Below are 23,053 nucleotides of genomic sequence, written 5' to 3'. Positions count from 1 at the left end.
AGCGTGAGAGTGTTAACTGGGGAATCAGGTGCGCTGCCAAAGCGACGTAGCTTTATCCGGCGTCCAGAACTCGATAGCGGTGTGCTGCATCACACAGTGGTATGCCTGCCCCAGATAGGTGACGGTTGTGTTATCGGCATACCAGGTTGCGTTTTTCCACTCTCGCTCGCCTTCGCTATTACCCGCCGTGCGTACAGGCAGAAAGGCACTTAAATCAGAGTTATTACCTAAGCTGTCTCGGGCCAATATTTGATAGTTATAAAGCGTATCGGGTTTCAGGTTCCTGTCTGTGAAGGGGGGGGCATCGTTTTCACCGGCGGGTTTGCCGTCTCGGTATAGCCAATACTTCACAATAGGGTTCGGCCCTGAAGACGGTCCCCAATCCAAAGCAATATCATGGGCCGTTTGAGCGATCGACTTGAACTCACGCGGCGTTGTAGGTCTTTGTGGCACAGGGTTTTCACCGTCAGAGAGATAACCGTATCGCGTAATAAACTCCCAATTGTAAGCAGGGCCTGATTTAGGATGACCGCCATCCCAGTTAATGGACCATGTCATAAGTCCTTTAATTGGAAGACTGGCGGCTTCCAGTCGTGCCAGTGCCTGAGTAACAGACTGCGGATCAATAACATAGCCATTGTTCCCGCCATCATTATTACTGGGTAAACCCATCACAAATTTATCGTGGGGAATTTTAATGTAGCCGCGCGTGCCAGTAACGATGCTTTCGGTCAGGAAATAAAGGAAATCTTCTTTTACCGCATCGTCGTTTTGCCTGAGGTAGCCATATCCATCTACCGTAACACCGTCAGCGGCCTGATTATAAAATTGGGGGGCGATAAAATCATATTCACCTTCCAGTGAGGTGATGTAAGGCGCGTAACTGTTGCCCATGCGCAAATAGGGAAATTCGGGGGCCATACTAATAATGAAATGTTTGCCCTGATCCCGGTAATAAGACTTCACCCGTTTGAGGGCCGCCGGAATCACCGTCTGATTATCTTTGGCAATAATGGCGGCTTGTTCCAAATCAATGTCAAGGCCATCGAACCCATACGTTTCTACCAGAAATATAATTCGCTCGACCAGCGCATCCTCATCCGAGTTGGCCAGTTCAATATGGGCATCTGCACCGCCCAGGGAGATGAGTACGGCACGGCCCTGTGAATTCAATACGCCTACTTGCCGACGAAACTCCTCGTCGGTTTCGTTATACGGTTTGAAGGTAGGGATTGGGTCTGAACTGCCGGTCGCAACTTTCATGAAAGCGACGGCTATCACGTTGTAGTGCTCGGGTATCTCCGTCAGGGCCAGATTTTTAAAGAAACCTTGTTGATAACCGCTTCCGCTCCATTCGCCTTCAGCCCAGTTATGCCAAAAGCCCATGACAATTTTTTTATTACTGATGTCGGGCATTTCAGAGGCGGCGAGTTGGTAAGAGATGGACTTACTTTTCAACGTGGGCATATTAATATCTCAATAGTGATGTATTGATAGGCGGCGTCGGAGTACGCAAGCGTTTGTAGCCAGGCCGTGAGGGGGGATATCTGTGTGGTATTTAGACGGGTTTACAGCGCGGCGGCTACTGTCAAAAATTACAGTTTGTTAGTGTGTTTTAGAATAAAAACCTAACGTTTAAATATTTAATTCTGAAAGCCCGATCGGGGGCGTTTTGGGGGGCGTTAAACTAAAAAGCCCTGCCTGAGAGAGCTCAGGCAGGGCTTTTGGTATAGCGCTACAGATTTACTGAATCGACGAACGCGGCGCTACTGGCTGGTTGTCGTTCGAGATGGTCACTTCAACGCGACGGTTCTGAGCACGGCCAGAATCAGTAGCGTTGCTGGCTACCGGGTATTCCTTGCCATAGCCCTGAGCCACGATACGGCTTGGGTCTACGCCTGCTTTAACCAGTGCAGTACGCACGGCGTTGGCACGGCGCTCAGACAGGGTCTGGTTGAACGCAGCCGAACCGACGCTGTCGGTGTAACCCTCAACAATCACCTTGCGATCCGGGTTCTGGATCAGGTAGTTGGCCAAGGTGTTGATGTTGTTGCGAGCGTTGGGCTGCAGGTCGGATTTACCGAACTGGAACAACACGTCACCAAAGGTCACCAGGGTGCCGCGTTCGGTTTGCTTGGCGTTCATGCCGCGCAGTTGCTTGATCTGAGCGTCACGAGCGTCCAGCAGTGCTTGGGCACGATCGGAGCCAGCGCTTTTCAGCTGGTTTTCAGCCGTGCGCAGGGCGATGGTTTGCTTGGCCAGTTCAACACGTTGGTTGGTCAGGTAAGCCAGTTGGTCGACCTTGGAGTCGTCTTCCTTGTTCAGGTAGGCCTTTTCAGCCTTGTCCAGCCACTCGCCAGCATCTTTGGTTTCCAGAGCGGCAACTTTAGTGGCTTCAGGGTTGGTTTGCAGGGCCGAGTAGTTGGTCTTGGCGTTTTCCAGGTTGACGTTTGGCTGGTGCGAGCACGCTGCCAAGCCAACGCTCAGAGCCAACAGGGCAGGGATCAATACTGTATTGCGCATAATAGTTAGTCCTTTCTATCGATTAGGAATGCTGTGTCGCCCGTTGCGATCAAAGAGGGGCGGCTATTACTGCAGGCCGCGCATGCCTTCCTGACGCAGTTGCTGAACGGCTTTCTGAGCATCCTGAACGGCCTTCTCGGCTTTAGCGGCTTGGGCTTTACGTTCTGCTACACGAGCGTCCCACTCAGCTTGTTCGGACAAGCGACGGGCTTCGTCATATTTTTTGTCATGCATGGCCAGCTCGGCTTGTTTGAGCTTGTCTTGGGCAGACTTCATTTCCACTGGAGCGTATTCGGTACCGCCAGCGCTGATGGCGTTGTTCACGGCCGACTGCGTCACAGCGTATTGCTCGGACGGCGGGTTGCCGGCACATCCAGCTAAAACGAAGCTGGCACCGATCGCCAGTGCAGCCAGTTTCAGCCCGCGCAGGCGAGGTGAGGTGGTTTTGACAGTGCGGGTCATCATGGTCTTCAACTCCATTAGGAAACTCCTTAAAAACAGCCTATCCATCACAACGTTCGCGTTACCTGGAGTGTTGGACACAGGTTCGAGCAGTGATGGTTAAAGGCTGTGACCTGAACGAATTTTGAATAGTTCAAAAAAAAAGATGGCTAATTGCCTAAAACTTTTCTGACTGATTGGTCAGGGAAAATTGCAGGTTTGCGTCGCACACGTCTTGCCACAGACCGCCGTTGCAACGCACTCTTGGGGCAAGAGCTACCCCCAGAATCTGCTGGAGAAATTGCTGATGTCCGATATTGATGCACGCTTGCGCGATGATGTTCACCTGCTGGGTGAGCTGTTGGGTAATACGATTCGTGACCAATACGGCGAAGCATTTCTCGCCAAAATCGAACGGATCCGCCAAGGCGCCAAGGATGACCGGCGTGGCACAACTGGCGCGGAGTTGAGCGCCATTCTGGATGCCCTGAGCGATGACGAAGTGTTACCCGTGGCGCGGGCGTTCAACCAGTTTTTGAACCTGGCCAACATCGCCGAGCAATACCAGTTGATTCACCGTCGCGACGATGACGAGCCGCAGCCTTTCGAATCTCAAGTGTTGCCGACCTTGCTGGCGCGACTGTTGGCTGAAGGCCATGGCGGCGAGTCGCTGGCGCGCCAACTCAGCCGTCTCGATATTGAACTGGTGCTGACTGCGCACCCGACCGAGGTCACGCGTCGCACCCTGATCCAGAAATACGATGCGATTGCCGAGCAACTCGCGGCCCAAGACCATCGCGATTTGACCCTGGCCGAGAAGTCGCGAATCGAGCAACGCTTGCAGCGGCTGATCGCTGAAGCCTGGCACACCGAAGAAATCCGCCGCACCCGACCCACGCCCGTAGACGAGGCCAAGTGGGGGTTTGCGGTCATTGAACATTCACTCTGGCAAGCCGTGCCGAACATGATGCGCACCACCGACGCGGCCCTGTATGCCGCCACTGGCCTGCATTTACCGTTGGAAGCCGCGCCGATTCGATTTGCTTCCTGGATGGGCGGCGACCGCGATGGCAACCCGAATGTCACAGCCAGCGTGACCCGTGAGGTGCTATTGCTGGCGCGCTGGATGGCGGCCGATTTGTACCTGCGCGACATTGATAAGCTCGCCGCCGATTTGTCGATGCAGCAGGCTACACCGGCGCTGCTGGCAGTGGCGGGGGAGAGCGTCGAACCCTATCGGGCGGTGCTCAAGCAATTGCGTGAACGCCTGCGCATCACCCGTGCCTGGGCGCAGAGCTCCTTAAGCAGCGCACAGCCTGCCCCCGAGGGTGTGTTGCGCGACAACCAGGACCTGCTGGCGCCCTTGAAACTGTGTTATGACTCGCTGCACGCCTGTGGCATGGGCGTGATTGCGGATGGCCCGCTGCTCGATTGCCTGCGTCGGGCCGTGACGTTTGGCCTGTTTCTGGTACGCCTCGATGTGCGACAGGATGCGTCCCGCCACACCTCGGCCATGACCGAAATCACCGATTATCTGGGCCTGGGTCGCTATGAAGACTGGGACGAAGATGCGCGTCTGATCTTCCTGATGCGCGAATTGAACAACCGGCGGCCGCTGTTGCCGGGTTACTTCAAACCCGCCGCCGAGACCGCCGAAGTGTTGGCCACCTGCCGCGAAGTGGCGGCTGCACCGGGCGCTTCGCTGGGGTCTTACGTGATCTCGATGGCGGGTTCTGCTTCTGACGTACTGGCCGTGCAATTGCTGCTTAAAGAGGCCGGACTTGAGCGTCCGATGCGCGTGGTGCCGTTGTTTGAAACCCTCGCTGACCTCGACAATGCCGGGCCTGTGATTGAGCGTCTTTTGCTGCTGCCGGGCTATCGCGCACGCTTGCATGGGCCGCAGGAAGTGATGATCGGCTACTCCGATTCGGCCAAGGATGCGGGCACCACCGCCGCGGCCTGGGCGCAGTACCGGGCGCAGGAAAACCTGGTCAATATCTGTCGGGAACAGCAAGTCGAACTGCTGCTGTTTCACGGCCGTGGTGGCACCGTGGGGCGTGGCGGCGGCCCGGCCCACGAGGCCATTCTGTCGCAGCCGCCGGGCTCGGTGGCCGGGCGTTTCCGCACCACCGAACAAGGCGAGATGATTCGCTTCAAATTCGGCCTGCCGGACATCGCCGAGCAGAACCTCAACCTGTACCTGTCGGCAGTGCTCGAAGCCACTTTGCTGCCGCCACCCCTTCCAGAGCCTGGCTGGCGGGTGCTGATGGACGAACTGGCCGCCGACGGGGTCAAGGCGTACCGTGCCGTGGTGCGTGATAACCCGCAGTTCGTCGAATATTTCCGTCAATCCACCCCGGAACAAGAGCTGGGCCGTTTGCCGTTGGGCAGTCGTCCGGCCAAGCGTCGGGCAGGAGGGATTGAAAGTTTGCGTGCGATTCCGTGGATCTTCGGCTGGACCCAAACCCGTCTGATGTTGCCTGCCTGGCTCGGTTGGGAAACCGCTCTAAGTCAGGCGCTTGAGCGGGGTGAAGGCGAGCAGCTGGCGCAAATGCGCGAGCAGTGGCCATTTTTCCGAACTCGAATCGACATGCTGGAAATGGTCCTGGCCAAAGCCGATGCCGATATTGCCCGGCTCTATGACGAGCGTTTGGTGACCCCGGAACTGCTGCCTTTGGGTGCGCAGTTACGCGACTTATTGTCGCAGGCGTGCGAGGTGGTATTGGGTTTGACCGGCCAGTCGCAACTGATGGCGCACAGCCCCGATACCCTGGAGTTCATTCGCTTGCGCAACACCTACCTTGACCCGCTGCACCTGTTGCAGGCCGAGCTTCTGGCGCGTTCGCGGCGTCAGCAAGCGGCCCAGGACAGCCCTCTGGAACAGGCGTTGCTGGTCACTGTGGCCGGGATCGCGGCGGGCTTGCGTAACACGGGCTAAGTGCCGGGGTCGGTCATCTGCCGCGTCAAGGTGCGTGACAACGAGCCTTTTTGGTGCTCGATCACGCGTTGGCGCGGCAGTTTGTGACGGGGTTGCGACCTGTGACACCCGGTCGCAAGGGCGGGTTTACCACTGATTATTCCTACTTTGGCCTGCTTGTGTGGTCCGGGCCCGCTGTGTATCTTGATCAGCCCTTGGCCATTTATGCGGCCATCACCCGATTTTGAGATTGGCCCAAAGAGGCGAGTCTGTTGTCACTTAAATAAAAAATTGAGGAGCACATCGATGCGCGTCATTCTGCTGGGAGCTCCCGGGGCCGGTAAAGGTACTCAGGCAAAGTTCATCACTGAAAAATTTGGCATCCCGCAAATCTCCACTGGCGATATGTTGCGTGCAGCCGTGAAGGCCGGCACCGAGCTGGGTCTGATCGCTAAAGGCGTGATGGACAGCGGTGGTCTGGTTTCTGACGATTTGATCATCAATCTGGTTAAAGAGCGTATCGCTCAGCCAGACTGCGTTAACGGTTTCCTGTTTGACGGCTTCCCACGCACCATTCCTCAAGCTGAGGCGCTGGTAAAAAATGGCGTTGAGCTGGATCACGTGCTGGAAATCGCCGTTGAAGACGAAGAAATCGTTCAGCGCATTGCTGGCCGTCGTGTGCACGAAGCGTCGGGCCGCGTTTACCACACCGTCTACAACCCGCCAAAGGTTGAAGGCAAAGACGATGTGACTGGCGAAGACCTGGTGCAGCGCAAAGACGACACCGAAGAAACCGTTCGTCACCGTCTGTCGGTTTACCACTCGCAAACCAAGCCGCTGGTGGACTTCTACCAGCAGCTGGCAGCTGCCCAAGGCAAGCCGAAGTACAGCCACGTTGAAGGCGTTGGCTCGGTTGAATCGATCACTGCCAAAGTGCTTGAAGCACTGAGCTGATAACTCGATTTTGACGTTTGACAACAGCCCGCTTGCGGGCTGTTGTTGTTTATACTGCTGCACTTTTTTCAATTCTGATTCTGACGGGAACACCGATGAGCACCTTGCTGGCCCTGGATACCGCGACTGAAGCTTGCTCTGTTGCCTTGCTGCACGATGGCAAGGTCACGAGCCACTACGAGGTGATCCCGCGCCTGCATGCGCAAAAGCTGTTACCGATGATTAAAGAACTGCTGGCCCAGGCCGGGGTTGAGCTGTCGGCGGTCGACGCGATTGCCTTTGGTCGCGGGCCGGGTGCCTTTACCGGCGTGCGTATCGCCATTGGTGTGGTGCAGGGCTTGGCCTTTGCGCTGGAGCGCCCGGTATTGCCGATCTCCAACCTGGCCGTCCTGGCTCAGCGCGCTTATCGCGAGCACGGCGCGACCCAAGTGGCCTCTGCCATTGATGCGCGCATGGACGAAGTGTACTGGGGCTGCTACCGCGAGCAGGCCGGTGAAATGTGCCTGCAAGGCGCTGAAGCCGTATTGCCGCCTGAAACCGCTGGTTTGCCGGTCGGTGCCAGCGGTGAATGGTTTGGCGCGGGCACGGGCTGGGGGTACGCCGAGCGCTTGAGCGTCAAGCCGTATGCTCTGGACGCAGGCATGTTGCCGCACGCAGAAGACTTGCTGACCCTGGCACGCTTTGCCTGGGAACGAGGCGAAGCCATCCCCGCCGACGACGCCCAGCCGGTGTACCTGCGCGACAAAGTCGCGGCGACCAAAGCCGAACGTAACCTCATATAGCCCCTTGTAGGAGCGAGCTTGCCTCGCGATCTTTTAAAAGATCAAAAGATCGCGAGGCAAGGATTTTGCTGGCTATTTGCTTAGTCGGGCCAACGTCGCTAAATTGCCCATATCGCTACAGAGCATGCAGCCATGCGCATAGACGGCTTTTCCTCTCAGTCCTACCCCATCAAGCGCAAGCCCCGCAAAGGCAAGGTGCAGGTTGATGAGTCGGTGGATGACAGCGAATCCGAGTCTGAACGTGCGCCGCAAGCCGCTCGCCCAGCGCCTTCCGGCGAACGTATCAGCCAATTGCCAGTGCGTTCGCAAGACATGATCTTCCAGCGCGGCATGAGCAAAAACGCTGCCAGCGCCTTGGCCAGCTACCTGACGACCGCCGGTTTTGTCGATTGGGAAATAGAAGTGCTGGGGCTGGACCTGTACATTTGACGGCATGACTGACGCCCACCTCCCGTATTACCTCGGTTGCCCGTCCTGGAGTGAAAACGCCTGGCGCGAAGGCCTGTACCCGCAGAATGCCCACTCAACGGAATTTCTGAGCCTGTACGCGCAGGTCTTCAATGCTGTCGAAGGCAACACCACGTTCTACGCCAATCCCAAACCGGTGACTGTCGAGCGCTGGGCGCACAGCCTGCCTGAACATTTTCGCTTCACCGCCAAGTTTCCGCGTGAGATCAGCCACGGCGGCGATTTGCGCGAGCAAACGCAAGCCGTCGATGACTTCCTGCAGCTATTAAGGCCGTTAGGAGTGCGTGTAGCGCCCTTTTGGCTACAACTGCCTGCGAGTTTTGGCCCACAGCGTCTGGCCGAGCTGGTGAGCTTTATAGACACTCTGGAGCGCCCGTTGGCCGTTGAAGTGCGTCATCCGGAGTTCTTTGCCAAGGGCGATGCCGAGCGTTTGCTCAATCGCTTGTTGAGGGAGCGCGGGGTCGAGCGCATTTGCCTGGATCCTCGGGCGCTGTTCAGTTGCACCTCCCGCGATCCGGCCGTCCTGCACGCGCAATCGAAAAAACCTAAAGTGCCACCGCGCCCTGCAGCGTTCACCCAGTTTCCGCAAGTGCGCTTTATCGGCCGTCCGGAGCTGGAAGCCAATGACCCTTACCTGAAACCCTGGGTTGAAAAAGTAGCGGGCTGGATCGAGGAAGGGCGTACGCCCTATGTGTTTTTGCACACCCCGGACAATCATCGGGCGCCGGAGTTGGCGCGCCGGTTTCATCAGCAGTTGAGCGAGCGCTTGCCGGGGTTACCCGCTCTGGTTGAGCTGCATCAGCCGCACACCAGCGAGCAACTGGGGCTGCTTTAAGCCGCCATCCGCAGGTTGTTGATGACCAATGGGCGGGCCCAGGCCAGGTCGAAGTCCATCGCGTGTTGCTGTTCAATCAAGGTGATGGCGTCAAACGGCTCGGCGGGTTTGTCGAGCAAGTCCATTTCAAATTCGGCAATCGGCAGGTGCAAGGGACGCGGCTCAGGAGCAGGCCCGGGCGTCGGCAGCGGATGACCTTGCGCCATCACCAACGGGCGAATCCATGTGTCGTTGAAGTCCTGCTGGTGTTGCTGTTGCGTGATTTCTTCGGGCGGGAAGGGTGGCGCTGTCGGCGGCAGCAAATCGAGCTCGAATTCGGCAATCGGCAAAAACAGCGCTTCAGGCGGCTTTAGCTCGGTGTCCTGCACCTCGCAATGGCGCTGAGTCACGATATGGCTCAGCAGGTCGCTGCCACCCGTGGGCTCGGCGTTTTCATCAACGGGGGCGGCGGGCATGTCGATGGCCGCATAGTCTTCAGTCGAGGCCTGCTCTGCCATCGCCTGGGCATAGAAGTCCTTCCACAGGTGATTGACGCTGCCTGTGATCTGAGAATTGTGTCGGCCAAAGTCGCCAATAGGCGCAATAAAGCCGATGGATGTGGAATGAATGTCTGACATAGCTCTCGGTCGACGCCCAGCTCTGGCAAAATGCCGGATATTTCATTTATCGGCAGCGTTTGCCGATCATTAAATTTTTGAGCGTGTTTTTAGATGAGTGAGCAAGCAGCAGGCAGTCGTATCAACGTCGAGGCATTGGAGGAGGCGTATCAGGCCTTGGCCGAGCAATGGGCTGAGCGCCTGGGGCTGCCTTTGGCCGAGCCTGAGGCCGAGGCTGACTTTGCATTGCAGGTCGGGCCTCAGGGTTTGCAACTGCAACAGCTTGGCCCGGAGGCTCCCGGCCCGGTGCGGGTCGACTTTGTTGAAGGCGGCGCGGCCCACCGTCGACTATTTGGTGGCGGCACCGGGCAGATGATTGCCAAGGCGGTCGGTATTCAGCAAGGCGTGCGCCCACGCGTGCTGGACGCCACGGCAGGGTTGGGCAAGGACGCATTCGTGCTGGCGAGCCTGGGCTGTGAGATGAGTCTGGTCGAGCGCCAACCCTTGATCGGCGCCTTGCTGGAAGACGGTCTGGCCCGGGGGCTGGAAGACTTTGACGTGGCGCCGATTGTGTCGCGCATGCGCTTGCTTAAAGGCAACTCGATTGAAGTGATGCGTCATTGGGAGGGCGAGGCACCGCAAGTGATCTACCTCGACCCGATGTTCCCGCATCGTGAGAAAACTGCCCTGGTGAAGAAAGAAATGCGCCTGTTCCGGCCGCTGGTCGGGGATGACAACGACGCGCCCGCCTTGCTGGAAGCAGCACTGGCGCTGGCGACCCATCGAGTGGTCGTCAAGCGCCCGCGCAAGGCACCGTGTATTGCCGGGCCAAAACCGAGCCATGCACTGGACGGTAAATCGAGCCGCTACGACATTTACCCGAAGAAAGCACTGAAGCCCTGATCAACTGAGCTTTTGCAGGTAAGCGGGCAGGGGCTGCTCGGGTAGCACCGACAATACTTTGAGTTTCTGCAACATCCGCTGCCGAGCCCGTTGCAGGTGTTCACGCAGGTTGAGTGCGGCGGCGTCGAAGGCACCATGCAACAAGAGTTCGAGAATCAGTCGATGCTCAGCCAGCATGGCCGGGTCGGCGCCAATGCCCAGCAAGCGGTAGAAAATCCGGCTGATGATCATCGGGCTCTGGCCCTGGCGAATCAGCATGGCGATCTTGCGATTGCGCAGGCCCGCCAGGCAGTGCTGATGCAAGTCCTGCTCGATCTGCTCGATAGCTTCCAGGCTGCACAGCGTGGCGTTTTGTGCCGCCAGCACGCGCTGCAACATGGCTTCGAGCATTTCACGATCAAGGTTTGGCGCGCTCTGGCGCAAGGCTTCGGGTTCCAGGCAGGCGCGCAGTTCGTAGTCCTCGGTGACTTCCCGTGCAGTCAATGGCCCAGCCAGCCATTGGGAGTAGGGCTCTTTTTCCACCAGGCCCCGATCACGCAGGCGCATCAGCGCCTCACGCACCACGGCGCGGCTGACGCCAAAGTGGTCAGCGGCCGCCTGTTCGTCCAGCCGGTAGTGGCCAAACACAATGCAGGTGGACAAGGCTGAGCCGATTTCCTCGACAATCCGCTCCCCCAGCGGCCGTGTGTCCACCAACTCTGCGTCGTCATTGAGCCCCAGATGCGCGTGGGTCAGCGGCAGGCGCTGTGGCTCCAGGTCGACGCCTTCGGGGTTGATCAGGTAGCCGCGGCCATTGAAGCGGCAGATCAGGCCCTCGTCATGCAGCAGGTCCAGCGCCTTGCGCACCGGCACGCGGCTGGTGCCGAACAGGTCGGCCAAGGGCGCTTCGAGCAAAACCAGGCCGTGGCGGGCGGTCCCGTTGATGATGGCTTCACGCAACACCTGGTGAATCATCGCGTAACGGGAGGCCGAGGCGGACACTGCTTTCATCGGTTTCTCTGGGCACATAAAAAGGAAGCCGGGGATTCTCTCATAGTTGTGTCTGTCACTCAGCGCCACATCCGCGGCACTTTTTGGGGGCCTATAAGGGCATCGTGTTACTTATATGCACCAAAATGTATCTATTTGTAAAAGATACATTATTTGCTTGGTTGCTCCTTGCAACCTTCAGGCCCGCTTTTCGAAATCACGCCACACCCCCTATTCCGCACTTCTTAGCGATAAGCCCATTTTCCGTAACCGGTTGCTGCACGAACTGGCATGAAAGCTGCCTCTGTAAAAATGTACATTTTATTAATTGGTACATTTGATAAAGCGCATCGTGCTGTCAATTGATCGTTAAGGAGACACGTTATGGCTAAAGACATCCTGTGTGCGTTTGGCGTCGACGTTGATGCCGTCGCCGGTTGGCTCGGTTCCTACGGTGGCGAAGACTCGCCAGACGACATCTCCCGTGGCCTGTTTGCCGGTGAAGTCGGCGCGCCCCGTCTGCTGAAATTGTTTGAGCGCTATGGCCTGCGCACCACTTGGTTTATCCCCGGCCATTCGATGGAAACCTTTCCTGAACAGATGAAGGCCGTGGCTGACGCCGGTCACGAAATTGGCGTACACGGCTACAGCCACGAAAACCCCATCGCCATGACCGCTGAACAGGAAGAAATCGTCCTCGATAAATCCATCGAGCTGATCACCCAGGTCACTGGCAAACGTCCTACGGGTTACGTCGCACCGTGGTGGGAGTTCAGCAAGGTCACCAACGAATTGCTGCTGAAAAAGGGCATCAAGTACGACCACAGCCTGATGCACAACGACTTCCACCCCTACTACGTACGTAAAGGTGACAGCTGGACCAAGATTGATTACAGCCAACACCCCGATACGTGGATGAAACCGTTGGTACGCGGTGAAGAAACGGCGCTGGTAGAGATCCCGGCCAATTGGTACCTCGACGACCTGCCGCCAATGATGTTCATCAAAAAAGCCCCCAACAGCCACGGCTTCGTCAACCCGCGCCACCTGGAAGAAATGTGGCGTGATCAGTTCGACTGGGTGTACCGCGAGCATGAACACGCGGTGTTCACCATGACCATCCATCCCGACGTCTCCGGCCGCCCGCAAGTGCTGCTGATGCTTGAGCGCCTGATCGAACACATCCAGGGCCATGCCGGGGTGCGCTTCGTCACCTTCGACGAGATCGCCGACGACTTTGTCAGCCGTAACCCACGTACCTGATCCACACGCTTGCTCCTGCCGGGGCCAACTCACCTTCCGAGGCGCGATTCATGTCTATTTACGACAAGCTTGATCTGACTGGCTGGAAACCCCAGCAATTGACGTCCCAGGAGGTGCGTTTTGCCACCCGGATTGCGTTTTTCGCCTGGGTGTTCGCGGTGTACGACTTCATTTTGTTCGGGACCTTGTTGCCGGAGATCGGCAAGCACTTTGGTTGGAATGAGGTCGAGCAAGCGCAAATTGCAACGTGGGTGGCGGTGGGCACGGCGGTGGTCGCATTGGCCATCGGCCCGATTGTCGACAAGTTGGGGCGTCGCACCGGGATTATCTTCACCGTGGCCGGTTCTGCGTTGTGCTCGGCGCTGACCGCCCTCGGTGGGTCGTGGGGCAAGTCACCGCTGATTCTGATCCGTTCACTGGCGGGCCTGGGGTATGCCGAAGAAACCGTCAACGCCACCTATTTGAGTGAGCTGTACGGCGCTTCCCAAGACCCGAAACTGACCAAGCGTCGCGGCTTCATCTACAGCCTGGTGCAGGGTGGCTGGCCGGTGGGGGCGTTGATCGCCGCCGGTTTGACCGCCATCTTGTTGCCGGTCATCGGTTGGCAAGGTTGCTTTATTTTCGCCGCGATCCCGGCCATCGTGATCGCGATCATGGCGCGCAAGCTCAAAGAAAGCCCGCAGTTCCAGATCCACCAGCGCATCAGCGCGCTGCGTAACAGCGGTGCGGTGAGCGAGGCGCAAAATGTCGCCCAGACCTATGGCGTTGACTACGACGAACACAGCAAGGCGGGCCTCAAGGCTGCGTTCCGTGGCCCGGCCCGTCGCGCCACGCTGGTGATCGGTGCCGCGCTGCTGCTCAACTGGGCGGCGATCCAGGTGTTCAGCGTGCTCGGCACGTCGGTGATCGTCAGCGTGCACCACATTTCCTTCGAAAATTCGCTGATCATCCTCGTTCTGTCCAACCTGGTGGGCTATTGCGGCTACCTGAGCCACGGCTGGCTGGGGGACAAGATCGGCCGCCGCAATGTGATTGGCCTGGGTTGGATGCTCGGCGGCCTGTCATTCGCCGGGATGCTTTTTGGCCCGAGCAACATGGCGATGGTGGTCGGGTTGTACAGCTTGGGCTTGTTCTTCCTGATTGGCCCGTATTCGGCGGCGCTGTTCTTTATCAGTGAAAGCTTCCCGACCAGCATCCGCGCCACTGGCGGCGCGATTATTCACGCCATGGGGCCGATTGGCGCGGTGGTCGCAGGCTTTGGCGCGACCCAAGTGTTGTCCGCCGGCAGCGATTGGCAGACCGCCGCGCTGTGGTTTGGCGCCGTGCCGTGCTTCCTGTCTGGGATCTTGATGTTTGCTGCGCGCCATGTGCGCCCGGAAACCGTTCAATAAGGAGAGTTTCATGAGCCGTAAAGTTGCTTTGATCACTGGCGCCGCCAGCGGCATCGGCCAAGCGCTGGCCGTGGCCTATGCGCGCCATGGCGTGGCGGTGGTCGGCGGGTATTACCCGGCTGACCCCCATGACCCGCAGACCACCGTTACCCAGGTGGAGGCGGCGGGTGGCGAGTGTCTGATGCTGGAGCTGGATGTGGGCGACAGCGCCTCGGTTGACGCGTTGGCCGAGCAGGCGGTGAAGCATTTTGGGCGCCTGGATTATGCAGTTGCCAATGCCGGGTTGTTGCGGCGCGCGCCGTTGCTGGAAATGACCGATGCGCTGTGGGACGAGATGCTCAATGTCGACCTGACCGGGGTCATGCGCACCTTCCGCGCGGCGACCCGGTACATGGGCGAGGGTGGAGCGCTGGTTGCCATTTCATCCATCGCCGGTGGCGTGTACGGCTGGCAGGAACACAGCCATTACGCAGCGGCCAAGGCTGGCGTGCCAGGGTTGTGCCGGTCGCTGGCGGTGGAGTTGGCGGCCAAGGGCATTCGTTGCAATGCGGTGATCCCGGGGTTGATCGAGACGCCGCAGTCGCTGGATGCGAAGAACTCGCTGGGGCCGGAAGGCTTGGCCAAAGCGGCGCGCGCGATTCCATTGGGCCGGGTAGGGCGGGCGGATGAAGTGGCGTCACTGGTGCAGTTTTTGACCAGTGATGCGTCGAGCTATCTGACCGGGCAGAGCATTGTGATTGACGGCGGCCTTACAGTCCGCTGGCCCGACTGACTTATACGACCTGGAAATGTGGGAACGGTATTTAACAGGAGAATTTCATATGCCCCAACTCGTCAACCGCCGCGCCGTGATCACTGGCGCGGGCAGTGGCATCGGTGCCGCTATCGCCCGAGCCTACGCGGTCGAAGGCGCACGCCTGGTATTGGCTGACCGCAACGCCGCCAGCCTCGCCGAAACGGCGATTACTTGCCGCAACTTCGGCGCTGAAGTGCTCGAATGTGTGGCCGATGTCGGTACCGTCGAAGGCGCACAGGCCAGTGTTGATCACTGCGTCGAACACTTCGGCGGCATTGATATTCTGGTCAACAACGCCGGGATGCTCACCCAGGCGCGCTGTGTGAACCTGTCTATCGAGATGTGGAACGACATGCTGCGCGTTGACCTCACCAGCGTCTTCGTCGCCAGCCAGCGCGCCTTGCCGCACATGCTGGCGCAACGCTGGGGGCGGATCATCAACGTCGCCTCGCAACTGGGCATCAAGGGCGGCGCCGAGCTGACCCATTACGCGGCAGCCAAGGCCGGGGTGATCGGTTTTACCAAGTCATTGGCCCTGGAAGTGTCCAAAGACAATGTGCTGGTCAACGCCATCGCGCCGGGGCCCATCGAAACGCCACTGGTGGGCGGTATCAGCGACACCTGGAAGCGCGCCAAGGCCGCCGAACTGCCGCTGGGCCGCTTCGGTCTGGCGGATGAAGTGGCACCCGTGGCCGTGCTGCTGGCCAGCGAACCCGGTGGCAATCTGTTCGTGGGTCAGACCCTTGGCCCGAACTCCGGCGACGTCATGCCATGAACGAGGTGTAACCATGTGCGGACTCTGTGGTCTGTTGGGCGAAGACCTGCATTGGAGCGACCCGTTGGGCGATGAATTGCCAAGGCGTCGCGAGCGCCTGCGCCGGATAGCTGCGATCAACCAAGTGCTGGCGGTGTTCCGGCTCAAGGTCGAAGACTTTCAGGGCGCGTCCTACTTGCTGCTCGGCCCGACCGGCAAGCAAGCATTGGCCAGTGGCCTGGATCAGCTGTGGCAGGAAGCCGAGAGCATGCTCGGTCGCCCGCTGGACCCGCTTGATCCGCGGGTGCTCGATCATCTGGAACACACCTTGTTGCAGGAGTCAGGCACATGAGCATCGCCCTCAACGTCATCACCGGCTTTCTTGGCAGCGGCAAAACCACGTTGCTCAAGCGTCTGTTGCAAGGCGAAAGCCTGGGCGACACTGCGTTGTTGATCAATGAGTTCGGGGATGTGGGCATCGACCACTTGCTGGTGGAAGAGGTCGCGCCCGACACCGTGCTGCTTCCCGGCGGCTGTGTGTGCTGCTCCATCCGTGGCGAACTGAAAGATGCGCTGCTCGGGCTGCTGCAACGCCGCGAGCGGGGCCAGGTTCCGCCGTTCAAACGGGTCATTCTGGAAACCACCGGTCTTGCTGACCCGGCGCCGATTCTTGCCACCTTGAACAACGACGTGCAACTGCGCGGGCGTTTTCATATTGGCCTGGTGATCACCCTGGTTGACGCCAGCCACGCAGCCCTGCAAGAGCGTCTGCACCCGGAATGGCTGGCCCAGGTAGCGGCGGCAGATCGCCTGCTGCTGAGCAAGACCGATGTGGCGGGCGACTGTGATGCGTTGCGCGCGCACCTGCACAGGCTCAACGCCGGTACGCCGATCCGCGATACCCATGACATCCGCAGTGGTGATCAACTGTTGCTCGGTGAAGGCTTGCGCAGTGCCGAACCCAGCGTGGAAGTCAGTCGCTGGAAACTCCACCAAACCCCCACGGCCACCCACGGCGCTGCGCAGGTGTGCAGCCTGACGTTCGATCAGCCGCTGGACTGGGTGGGGTTCGGGGTGTGGTTGTCGATGCTGTTAAGATGCCACGGCGAACGAATTCTCCGCGTCAAAGGACTGCTTAACGTGAACGCCAGTAACGCTCCTATCGCCATTCATGGCGTGCAGCATTGCCTGCATGCCCCGGTCCACCTGTCTGCCTGGCCGGGCACCGATCGACAGTCGCGCCTTGTGTTTATCGTGCGCGGCCTTGACCCGGCGCTGCTGCGGCGCTCTTTCGACGTGTTCTCGCGCAGATTCGCAGCATGATCACATTACGGGTGCTCGGCACGTCTGTGACCTTGCTCGAATGCTTGCGGGTGCGCGCTGAACAAGAGTTGGGGATTCGCCTGGTGTACCAGGTTCATGATGTCGAACAGGCCCAGCGCATTGCGGTGATGCACCCTGAGCGTTACGACCTGTACGACCAATGGTTCCACAACGTCGACTTTGTGTGGCCGGCCAGGGCCATCCAGCCCATCGACACCCGGCGCATTGCCTTGTGGCATGAGATCAACGACCTGCCCAAACGCGGTCGGCTCTCGGCCACAGACAAACTGGGCAGCGGCAGCGTGCCCTGCGAGCGTTTGTTCGTGCAGCACGATGGCAGCCTTGGCAGCACCGTCACTGAGCGCATCAGCATGCTGCCCTTGACGCACAACGGCGACAGCTTCGCCTACCGCCCCGAACGCATGCCCGAAGGTTTTTGTCGTGACAACGAAAGCTGGGGCTGGCTGTTGGACCCCGCGTGGAGCGGGCGTACGGCGCTGCAAAGCGACGCCGCCATCGGTGCGCTGGATGCAGCGCTGGCCGTGCAGGGGGCGGGGCTGGTCAAGTTCAATGACGTCGGCAACATGAGCATCGAAGAGATCGATGCGTTGGCTGACATCCTCGTGCGTAAACAGAAAGAAGGGCACTTTGCGGCGTTCTGGTCGGACGATGAAGTGGCCGCGCAATTGATGCTCAGCCCGAGCATTGATATTCAGAGCTTGTGGTCGCCGACCTTGATGCGCTTGCACCGTGCCGGGGTCAAATACCGGCTGGCGGTGCCGCGCGAGGGTTATCGCGCCTGGTTTGGCGGCTTGTCATTGTCGCGCCATGCCAAGGGCCCGGTGCTGGACGCGGCCTACGCTTACCTCAACTGGTGGCTGTCAGGCTGGCCAGGTGCCGTTATGGCCCGCCAGGGTTACTACATTGGCAACCCGGCACGCACCCGCGACCACCTGAGCACTGCCGAATGGGATTACTGGTACGCCGGCAAGCCTGCACGCGAAGCGCTGATGGGCAGTGACGGCGTACCGCTGATCGACATTGGCGAAGTGCGCGACGGCGGCTCCTACGAACAGCGCATGGGCCATATTGCCGTTTGGAACTCCGTGATGGACGAACACAACTACCTGGTACGGCGCTGGAGCGACTTTATGCGCGCCCGATGACGGTGTTCAATCCGGTCGATAAGCCCGCATAAACACGCTCACCACTTCCTGCACATGCGCGTCGGACTCTTGCGGCGTCAGTACCCCGCCATAGCCGTACAACAAGCGAAAGTTGGGCGACCCCTTGAGCATGCAAAAAAAGTGCTCCGCCGCGTAATGCGGTCGCTCAATGCTCAGTGCTCCCGTTTGATGAATCTTGTTCAGCAGGCGTTCCATCTCGTGCACCACCCGCTCCGGCCCGGCCTCGAAGAATATCTGTGAGAGCTTCGGGTCCTGGCTGCCAAGGGTCACCATCAGCCGATGCAGGTTCAGCGACTCCTCGCTGTTGATCAGCATCTGAAAGCCACGGCCAATGTTCAACAGCACCGTTTCAATGGGCACGCCGCCGGGCAACTCAAAAAACAAGTCCGGTAACTGTTCTGAGCATTTGGCCAGGATCGCCGAGGAGAACAGCGTCTCTTTGTCGGTGAAGTGGCTGTAGACCGTCAGTTTTGATACCCCGGCCAAGCTCGCGACCGCGTCCATGCTGGTACTGGCATAGCCCTTGGTCAAAAACAGGGATTTGGCCGCATCGAGGATGGACTGGCGTTTTGCCATGTCTTTGGGGCGCCCGAGGGCATTGGGGGATAAAGGATTGTCGGACATTTCCGTTTATTACTGGACTGGTGAGTTTGGTATTAATAACATGCCGCCCAGTATAAATATTCCAAGCCCTATTAGCGAAAGGTCATCTCCATGTTGCGCCATGCCTTGCCCCGCGCTTTACCTGTGTGTCTGGTGTTTTTGTTATCGGCCTGCGGGCAGGAAAAACCTGCTCAAGTCACGATCAGCCCGGCCATGGTGGTTCAACCGCAGCCTTCGGCGCTGGCGTCGCAAAGCTACCCTGGCGAGGTGCGGGCACGTTTTGACCCGCAACTGGCATTTCGTATCGCTGGCAAAGTGACTAAACGTCTGGTTGATGAAGGTGAGCGGGTCAAGGCTAACCAGCCACTGGCTGAACTCGACCCGCAAGACGTGCGTCTGCAATTGGAAGCCACCCGTGCTCAGGTCGCGGCTGGGCAAGCCAACTTGAATCTGGTGCGCGCCGAGCGTGACCGCTACAAAACCTTGCTCGACCGACAAATGGTCAGCCGTTCGCAGTTCGATAACGCCGAAAACCTCTATCGCTCCGGCGAAGCCAAGCTCCAGCAACTGAAGGCAGAACAGGACGTGGCCAGCAATCAGGCCAGTTATGCAGTACTGCGAGCACCGCAAGACGGCGTGATCGCTCAACGCCAGGTGGAAGTCGGGCAGGTGGTCGGCGCCGGGCAAACGGTGTTTACCCTGGCCGCCGATGGCGAGCGTGAGGTGTTGATCAGCTTGCCGGAACAAGCCTTTGGCCGCTTCAAGATTGGTTTGCCGGTCTCGGTAGAGCTGTGGTCGCAACCGGGTCAGCGCTTCAGCGGACGGATTCGTGAGCTGTCACCTTCGGCTGATCCAAAGTCGCGGACCTTTGCGGCCCGTATCGCTTTCGAAGAGGGCAAAGTGCCTGCTGAACTGGGGCAAAGTGCCCGAGTCTTTATTCCCGGTGAGGGCGTCGCTCCGTTGTCGGTGCCGTTGTCGGCCTTGAGCGCAGAAAATGGTGCGACCTACGTGTGGCGCGTTGGCCAGGGCAACAAGCTGGAGCAGGTGCCTGTGCGGGTCGGGCCGTTTGGCGAAAACAGCGTGCCGGTGCTCGAAGGCCTCAAGGCCAATGACTGGATTGTGTCGGCAGGCGTGCACGTGTTGCATCAAGGGCAGGAGGTGCGACCGATTGATCGCTCCAACCGAACGATCAATGTGGCGGTGAAGGAGTAATCCCGATGGGTTTTAACCTTTCCGCCTGGGCACTGCGCAATCGCCAGATCGTCCTGTTTTTGATGCTGTTGCTGGCTATTGTCGGCGCGCTTTCCTATACCAAATTAGGCCAAAGCGAAGACCCGCCGTTTACCTTCAAAGCCATGGTCATTCGTACGCTGTGGCCGGGTGCCACTGCCGAAGAAGTCTCGCGTCAGGTGACCGAGCGCATCGAAAAGAAACTGATGGAAACCGGCGAGTACGAGCGCATTGTCTCGTTCTCGCGCCCTGGCGAGTCGCAAGTGACCTTTATGGCCCGCGATTCGATGGATTCCTCCAAAGTGCCTGAGCTGTGGTATCAGGTGCGCAAGAAAATCAGCGACATTCGCCAGACCATGCCGCCCGATATTCAAGGGCCGTTTTTCAACGATGAGTTCGGCACCACGTTTGGCAATATCTACAGCCTGAGTGGTGATGGTTACGACTACGCGGTGCTTAAGGACTACGCCGACCGCATCCAGATCCAGCTGCAACGGGTCAAGGATGTCGGCAAAGTGGAGTTACTGGGCCTGCAAGACGAAAAAATCTGGATCGAGCTTTCCAACCTCAAGCTGGCGACCCTTGGCTTGCCGCTGGCGGCGGTGCAACAAGCCCTTCAAGAGCAGAATGCGGTGTCGACGGCGGGCTTCTTCGAGACCCCGACCGAGCGTGTGCAATTGCGTGTCAGCGGTAATTTCAAAACCGTCGAAGAGATTGAACGTTTTCCGATTCGGGTCGGGGAGCGCACATTGCGCATCAGCGATGTTGCCGATGTGCGCCGTGGTTTTACCGATCCGCCTGCGCCGCGCATGCGTTTTATGGGCCAGGACTCGATTGGTCTGGCGGTCGCGATGAAGGACGGCGGCGACATTCTGGTGCTGGGCAAGGCGCTGGAAACCGAGTTTGAGCGGTTGCAGAAAAATCTCCCGGTCGGGATGCATTTGTCCAAAGTTTCAGACCAACCGGCGGCGGTGAAAACCAGTGTCGGAGAATTCGTCCAAGTGCTGGTGGAAGCCCTGGCGATTGTATTGCTGGTGAGCTTTTTCTCCCTCGGTGTGCGCACCGGGATGGTGGTGGCGCTGACCATTCCGCTGGTGCTGGCGATGACTTTTGCGGCCATGCATTACTTCGGTATCGGCCTGCACAAGATCTCGCTGGGCGCACTGGTGCTGGCGCTGGGGTTGCTGGTGGACGACGCGATCATTGCCGTGGAAATGATGGCGATCAAAATGGAGCAAGGCTACGACCGGCTCAAGGCGGCCAGTTTCGCCTGGACCAGTACGGCGTTTCCGATGCTGACCGGGACGCTGATTACGGCTGCCGGTTTTCTGCCGATTGCCATGGCGCAGTCGAGTACGGGGGAGTACACCCGCTCGATTTTCCAGGTAGTGACCATTGCGCTGGTGGCGTCATGGATCGCCGCGGTGGTGTTTGTGCCGTACCTGGGTGCGTTGCTGTTACCGGATCTGGCGAAGATTCATGCCGCTAAACACGGCACTGGTGACGGTGCGCCGGACCCTTATGGCACGCCGTTTTATCAGCGGGTTCGACGGCTGGTGGAGTGGTGCGTGCGCCGCCGCAAAACCGTGATTGCGCTGACAGTGTTGCTGTTTTTGGGTTCGGTGGTGCTGTTCAAGTTTGTTCCGCAGCAGTTCTTTCCGGCGTCGAGTCGACTGGAGTTGATGGTCGATTTGAAACTGGCCGAAGGCGCATCGCTGAGTAACACCACGGAACAGGTTAAACAGCTCGAAAACCTGCTTAAGGATCACCCTGGCATCGAGAACTACGTGGCCTATGCGGGCACCGGTTCGCCGCGCTTTTACTTGCCGCTGGACCAGCAATTGCCGGCCGCCAGCTTTGCCCAGTTTGTGGTGCTGGCCAAGACCATCGAAGACCGCGAAAGCCTGCGGACCTGGTTGATTGATACCTTGGACCAGCAATTTCCGACCGTTCGTGCACGGGTTACGCGCCTGGAAAATGGTCCGCCGGTTGGCTATCCGGTGCAGTTCCGGGTCACCGGCGAGCACATCGAACAGGTTCGGGCTCTGGCGCGAAAAGTGGCAGCCAAGGTGCGCGAAAACCCGCACGTGGTCAACGTGCACCTGGACTGGGAGGAGCCGAGCAAAGTGGTGTACCTCAATGTCGATCAGGATCGGGCGCGGGCGCTGGGCGTGAGCACGGCTAACCTGTCGCGCTTTCTGCAAAGTACCTTGCTGGGTTCCACGGTCAGCCAGTACCGCGAAGACAACGAGTTGATCGAAATCCTGTTGCGCGGCACCTCGCAGGAACGCACCGAACTGTCGTTGCTGCCGAGCTTGTCGGTGCCGACGGACAATGGCCAAAGCGTCGCCTTGTCGCAAATCGCGACCCTGGAATATGGCTTTGAAGAAGGCATCATTTGGCACCGCAATCGTCTGCCTACTGTGACGGTGCGAGCGGATATTTACGGCAAGGAACAACCTGCGACCTTGGTGCAACAGATTCTTCCGACGCTGGAAGACGTTCGTGCGCAATTGCCTGACGGTTATCTGTTGGAAGTGGGCGGTACGGTTGAAGATTCCGCGCGCGGACAGGACTCGGTGAAAGCCGGTGTGCCGTTGTTTATCGTGGTGGTGCTGACGTTGCTGATGGTGCAACTGCGCAGCTTCTCGCGCATGGCCATGGTGTTCTTGACCGCGCCGCTGGGCTTGATCGGGGTGACCTTGTTCTTGCTGGTGTTCGGCAAACCCTTTGGTTTTGTGGCGATGCTTGGCACGATTGCCTTGTCCGGGATGATCATGCGCAACTCGGTGATCCTGGTGGACCAGATCGAGCAGGACAGAGCGTCGGGGCTGGATGCGTGGCAGGCCATTATTGAAGCGACGGTACGTCGGTTCCGGCCGATTGTGCTGACCGCGTTGGCGGCGGTGCTGGCGATGATCCCGTTGTCACGCAGCGTGTTCTTCGGGCCAATGGCGGTGGCGATCATGGGGGGGCTGATCGTGGCCACGGCGCTGACCTTGCTGTTCTTGCCGGCGCTGTATGCGGCGTGGTTCAAGGTGAAGAAGGTCTAACGCAACCGCTTTGTGTAAGACCGAGCTTGCCTCGCGATTTTTTGACCTTTTAAAAGATCGCGAGG

General features: G+C 58.9%; 21 protein-coding genes. 15 read left to right on the top strand and 6 right to left on the bottom strand.

What is annotated here, in order from left to right; all coding sequences use genetic code 11:
• Positions 1-24: 24 nt before the first annotated feature.
• From RHM56_RS17395 to RHM56_RS17385, 3 genes are all read right to left on the bottom strand, one after another.
• The gene (locus tag RHM56_RS17395) at positions 25-1,467 is read right to left on the bottom strand and encodes a glycosyl hydrolase family 18 protein (protein WP_322234411.1); all 1,443 of its coding nucleotides are present in this window, start codon (positions 1,465-1,467) and stop codon (positions 25-27) included.
• 276 nt (positions 1,468-1,743) lie between these two features.
• The gene (locus RHM56_RS17390; RefSeq protein WP_322234408.1) at positions 1,744-2,523 is read right to left on the bottom strand and encodes an OmpA family protein; all 780 of its coding nucleotides are present in this window, start codon (positions 2,521-2,523) and stop codon (positions 1,744-1,746) included.
• Positions 2,524-2,589: 66 nt separating this feature from the next.
• Entirely contained in the window at positions 2,590-3,003 is a 414-nt protein-coding gene (locus RHM56_RS17385) for a DUF4398 domain-containing protein (RefSeq protein WP_416194861.1), read from the bottom strand.
• Between the two features lie 268 nt (positions 3,004-3,271).
• Here RHM56_RS17385 and ppc point away from each other — a divergent pair, with 268 nt between their 5' ends.
• The 5 genes from ppc to RHM56_RS17360 all read left to right on the top strand — a co-directional run bounded on the left by ppc (position 3,272) and on the right by RHM56_RS17360 (position 8,920).
• Positions 3,272-5,902 carry a phosphoenolpyruvate carboxylase gene (gene ppc, locus RHM56_RS17380; protein WP_322234405.1) on the top strand — a complete coding sequence of 877 codons (2,631 nt, stop codon included), beginning with the start codon at positions 3,272-3,274 and terminating at the stop codon, positions 5,900-5,902.
• A gap of 285 nt (positions 5,903-6,187) precedes the next feature.
• Entirely contained in the window at positions 6,188-6,835 is a 648-nt protein-coding gene (adk, locus tag RHM56_RS17375) for an adenylate kinase (RefSeq protein ID WP_322234402.1), read from the top strand.
• A 95-nt stretch (positions 6,836-6,930) separates the two neighbouring features.
• Positions 6,931-7,617 carry a tRNA (adenosine(37)-N6)-threonylcarbamoyltransferase complex dimerization subunit type 1 TsaB gene (tsaB, locus tag RHM56_RS17370; protein WP_322234400.1) on the top strand — a complete coding sequence of 229 codons (687 nt, stop codon included), beginning with the start codon at positions 6,931-6,933 and terminating at the stop codon, positions 7,615-7,617.
• 132 nt (positions 7,618-7,749) lie between these two features.
• Positions 7,750-8,046: a hypothetical protein gene (locus tag RHM56_RS17365; RefSeq protein ID WP_322234397.1), complete on the top strand. Its 297-nt coding sequence runs from the start codon at positions 7,750-7,752 to the stop codon at positions 8,044-8,046.
• A 4-nt stretch (positions 8,047-8,050) separates the two neighbouring features.
• Positions 8,051-8,920 (top strand): DUF72 domain-containing protein, encoded by an 870-nt coding sequence (locus RHM56_RS17360; protein ID WP_322234394.1) that lies wholly within the window; start codon positions 8,051-8,053, stop codon positions 8,918-8,920.
• Here RHM56_RS17360 and RHM56_RS17355 read toward each other — a convergent pair.
• Positions 8,917-9,537 carry an energy transducer TonB gene (locus RHM56_RS17355; RefSeq protein WP_322234391.1) on the bottom strand — a complete coding sequence of 207 codons (621 nt, stop codon included), beginning with the start codon at positions 9,535-9,537 and terminating at the stop codon, positions 8,917-8,919. The two genes, RHM56_RS17360 and RHM56_RS17355, sit on opposite strands and share 4 nt — an antisense overlap.
• A 93-nt stretch (positions 9,538-9,630) precedes the next feature.
• On the opposite strand from RHM56_RS17355, the gene RHM56_RS17350 reads away from it, so the two are divergent.
• A complete protein-coding gene (locus RHM56_RS17350) occupies positions 9,631-10,419 on the top strand; it encodes a class I SAM-dependent methyltransferase (RefSeq protein WP_322234389.1) in 789 nt (262 codons plus the stop codon).
• On the opposite strand, the gene RHM56_RS17345 is transcribed toward RHM56_RS17350, so the two are convergent.
• Positions 10,420-11,409 carry a GntR family transcriptional regulator gene (locus RHM56_RS17345; protein ID WP_322234387.1) on the bottom strand — a complete coding sequence of 330 codons (990 nt, stop codon included), beginning with the start codon at positions 11,407-11,409 and terminating at the stop codon, positions 10,420-10,422. It lies immediately after the preceding gene.
• Between the two features lie 363 nt (positions 11,410-11,772).
• Between RHM56_RS17345 and RHM56_RS17340 the strand changes: the two genes are divergently transcribed.
• The 7 genes from RHM56_RS17340 to RHM56_RS17310 are packed head-to-tail and all read left to right on the top strand — an operon-like array spanning position 11,773 to position 18,081.
• Positions 11,773-12,651, top strand: a complete 879-nt coding sequence (locus RHM56_RS17340) for a polysaccharide deacetylase family protein (protein ID WP_106115735.1) — start codon at positions 11,773-11,775, stop codon at positions 12,649-12,651.
• A gap of 50 nt (positions 12,652-12,701) precedes the next feature.
• Positions 12,702-14,042 carry an MFS transporter gene (locus RHM56_RS17335; RefSeq protein WP_322234385.1) on the top strand — a complete coding sequence of 447 codons (1,341 nt, stop codon included), beginning with the start codon at positions 12,702-12,704 and terminating at the stop codon, positions 14,040-14,042.
• Between the two features lie 10 nt (positions 14,043-14,052).
• Positions 14,053-14,814 (top strand): SDR family NAD(P)-dependent oxidoreductase, encoded by a 762-nt coding sequence (locus RHM56_RS17330; protein WP_322234383.1) that lies wholly within the window; start codon positions 14,053-14,055, stop codon positions 14,812-14,814.
• A 49-nt stretch (positions 14,815-14,863) separates the two neighbouring features.
• Positions 14,864-15,613, top strand: a complete 750-nt coding sequence (locus RHM56_RS17325) for an SDR family NAD(P)-dependent oxidoreductase (protein ID WP_322234381.1) — start codon at positions 14,864-14,866, stop codon at positions 15,611-15,613.
• Positions 15,614-15,626: 13 nt separating this feature from the next.
• On the top strand, positions 15,627-15,944 hold the full coding sequence (locus tag RHM56_RS17320; protein ID WP_322234379.1) for a hypothetical protein: 318 nt from the start codon (positions 15,627-15,629) through the stop codon (positions 15,942-15,944).
• Positions 15,941-16,915 carry a GTP-binding protein gene (locus RHM56_RS17315; protein WP_322234376.1) on the top strand — a complete coding sequence of 325 codons (975 nt, stop codon included), beginning with the start codon at positions 15,941-15,943 and terminating at the stop codon, positions 16,913-16,915. The genes RHM56_RS17320 and RHM56_RS17315 overlap by 4 nt, the downstream gene beginning before the upstream one ends.
• Positions 16,912-18,081, top strand: a complete 1,170-nt coding sequence (locus RHM56_RS17310) for an ABC transporter substrate-binding protein (protein WP_322234373.1) — start codon at positions 16,912-16,914, stop codon at positions 18,079-18,081. Before RHM56_RS17315 ends, RHM56_RS17310 begins: the two co-directional genes overlap by 4 nt.
• Positions 18,082-18,087: 6 nt before the next feature.
• Here RHM56_RS17310 and RHM56_RS17305 read toward each other — a convergent pair whose 3' ends face one another.
• The gene (locus tag RHM56_RS17305; RefSeq protein ID WP_322234371.1) at positions 18,088-18,726 is read right to left on the bottom strand and encodes a TetR/AcrR family transcriptional regulator; all 639 of its coding nucleotides are present in this window, start codon (positions 18,724-18,726) and stop codon (positions 18,088-18,090) included.
• A gap of 90 nt (positions 18,727-18,816) precedes the next feature.
• On the opposite strand from RHM56_RS17305, the gene RHM56_RS17300 reads away from it, so the two are divergent.
• Together RHM56_RS17300 and RHM56_RS17295 are read left to right on the top strand one after the other, a co-directional pair.
• Complete coding sequence (locus RHM56_RS17300; RefSeq protein ID WP_322234369.1) at positions 18,817-19,917, top strand: efflux RND transporter periplasmic adaptor subunit; 1,101 nt, start codon at positions 18,817-18,819, stop codon at positions 19,915-19,917.
• A 5-nt stretch (positions 19,918-19,922) separates the two neighbouring features.
• Positions 19,923-22,988: an efflux RND transporter permease subunit gene (locus RHM56_RS17295; protein ID WP_322234366.1), complete on the top strand. Its 3,066-nt coding sequence runs from the start codon at positions 19,923-19,925 to the stop codon at positions 22,986-22,988.
• Positions 22,989-23,053 lie beyond the last annotated feature (65 nt).

Source organism: Pseudomonas sp. CCC3.1, from assembly GCF_034347405.1.
GTDB lineage: Bacteria > Pseudomonadota > Gammaproteobacteria > Pseudomonadales > Pseudomonadaceae > Aquipseudomonas.
This window is presented reverse-complemented; position numbering and strand designations above follow the sequence as displayed.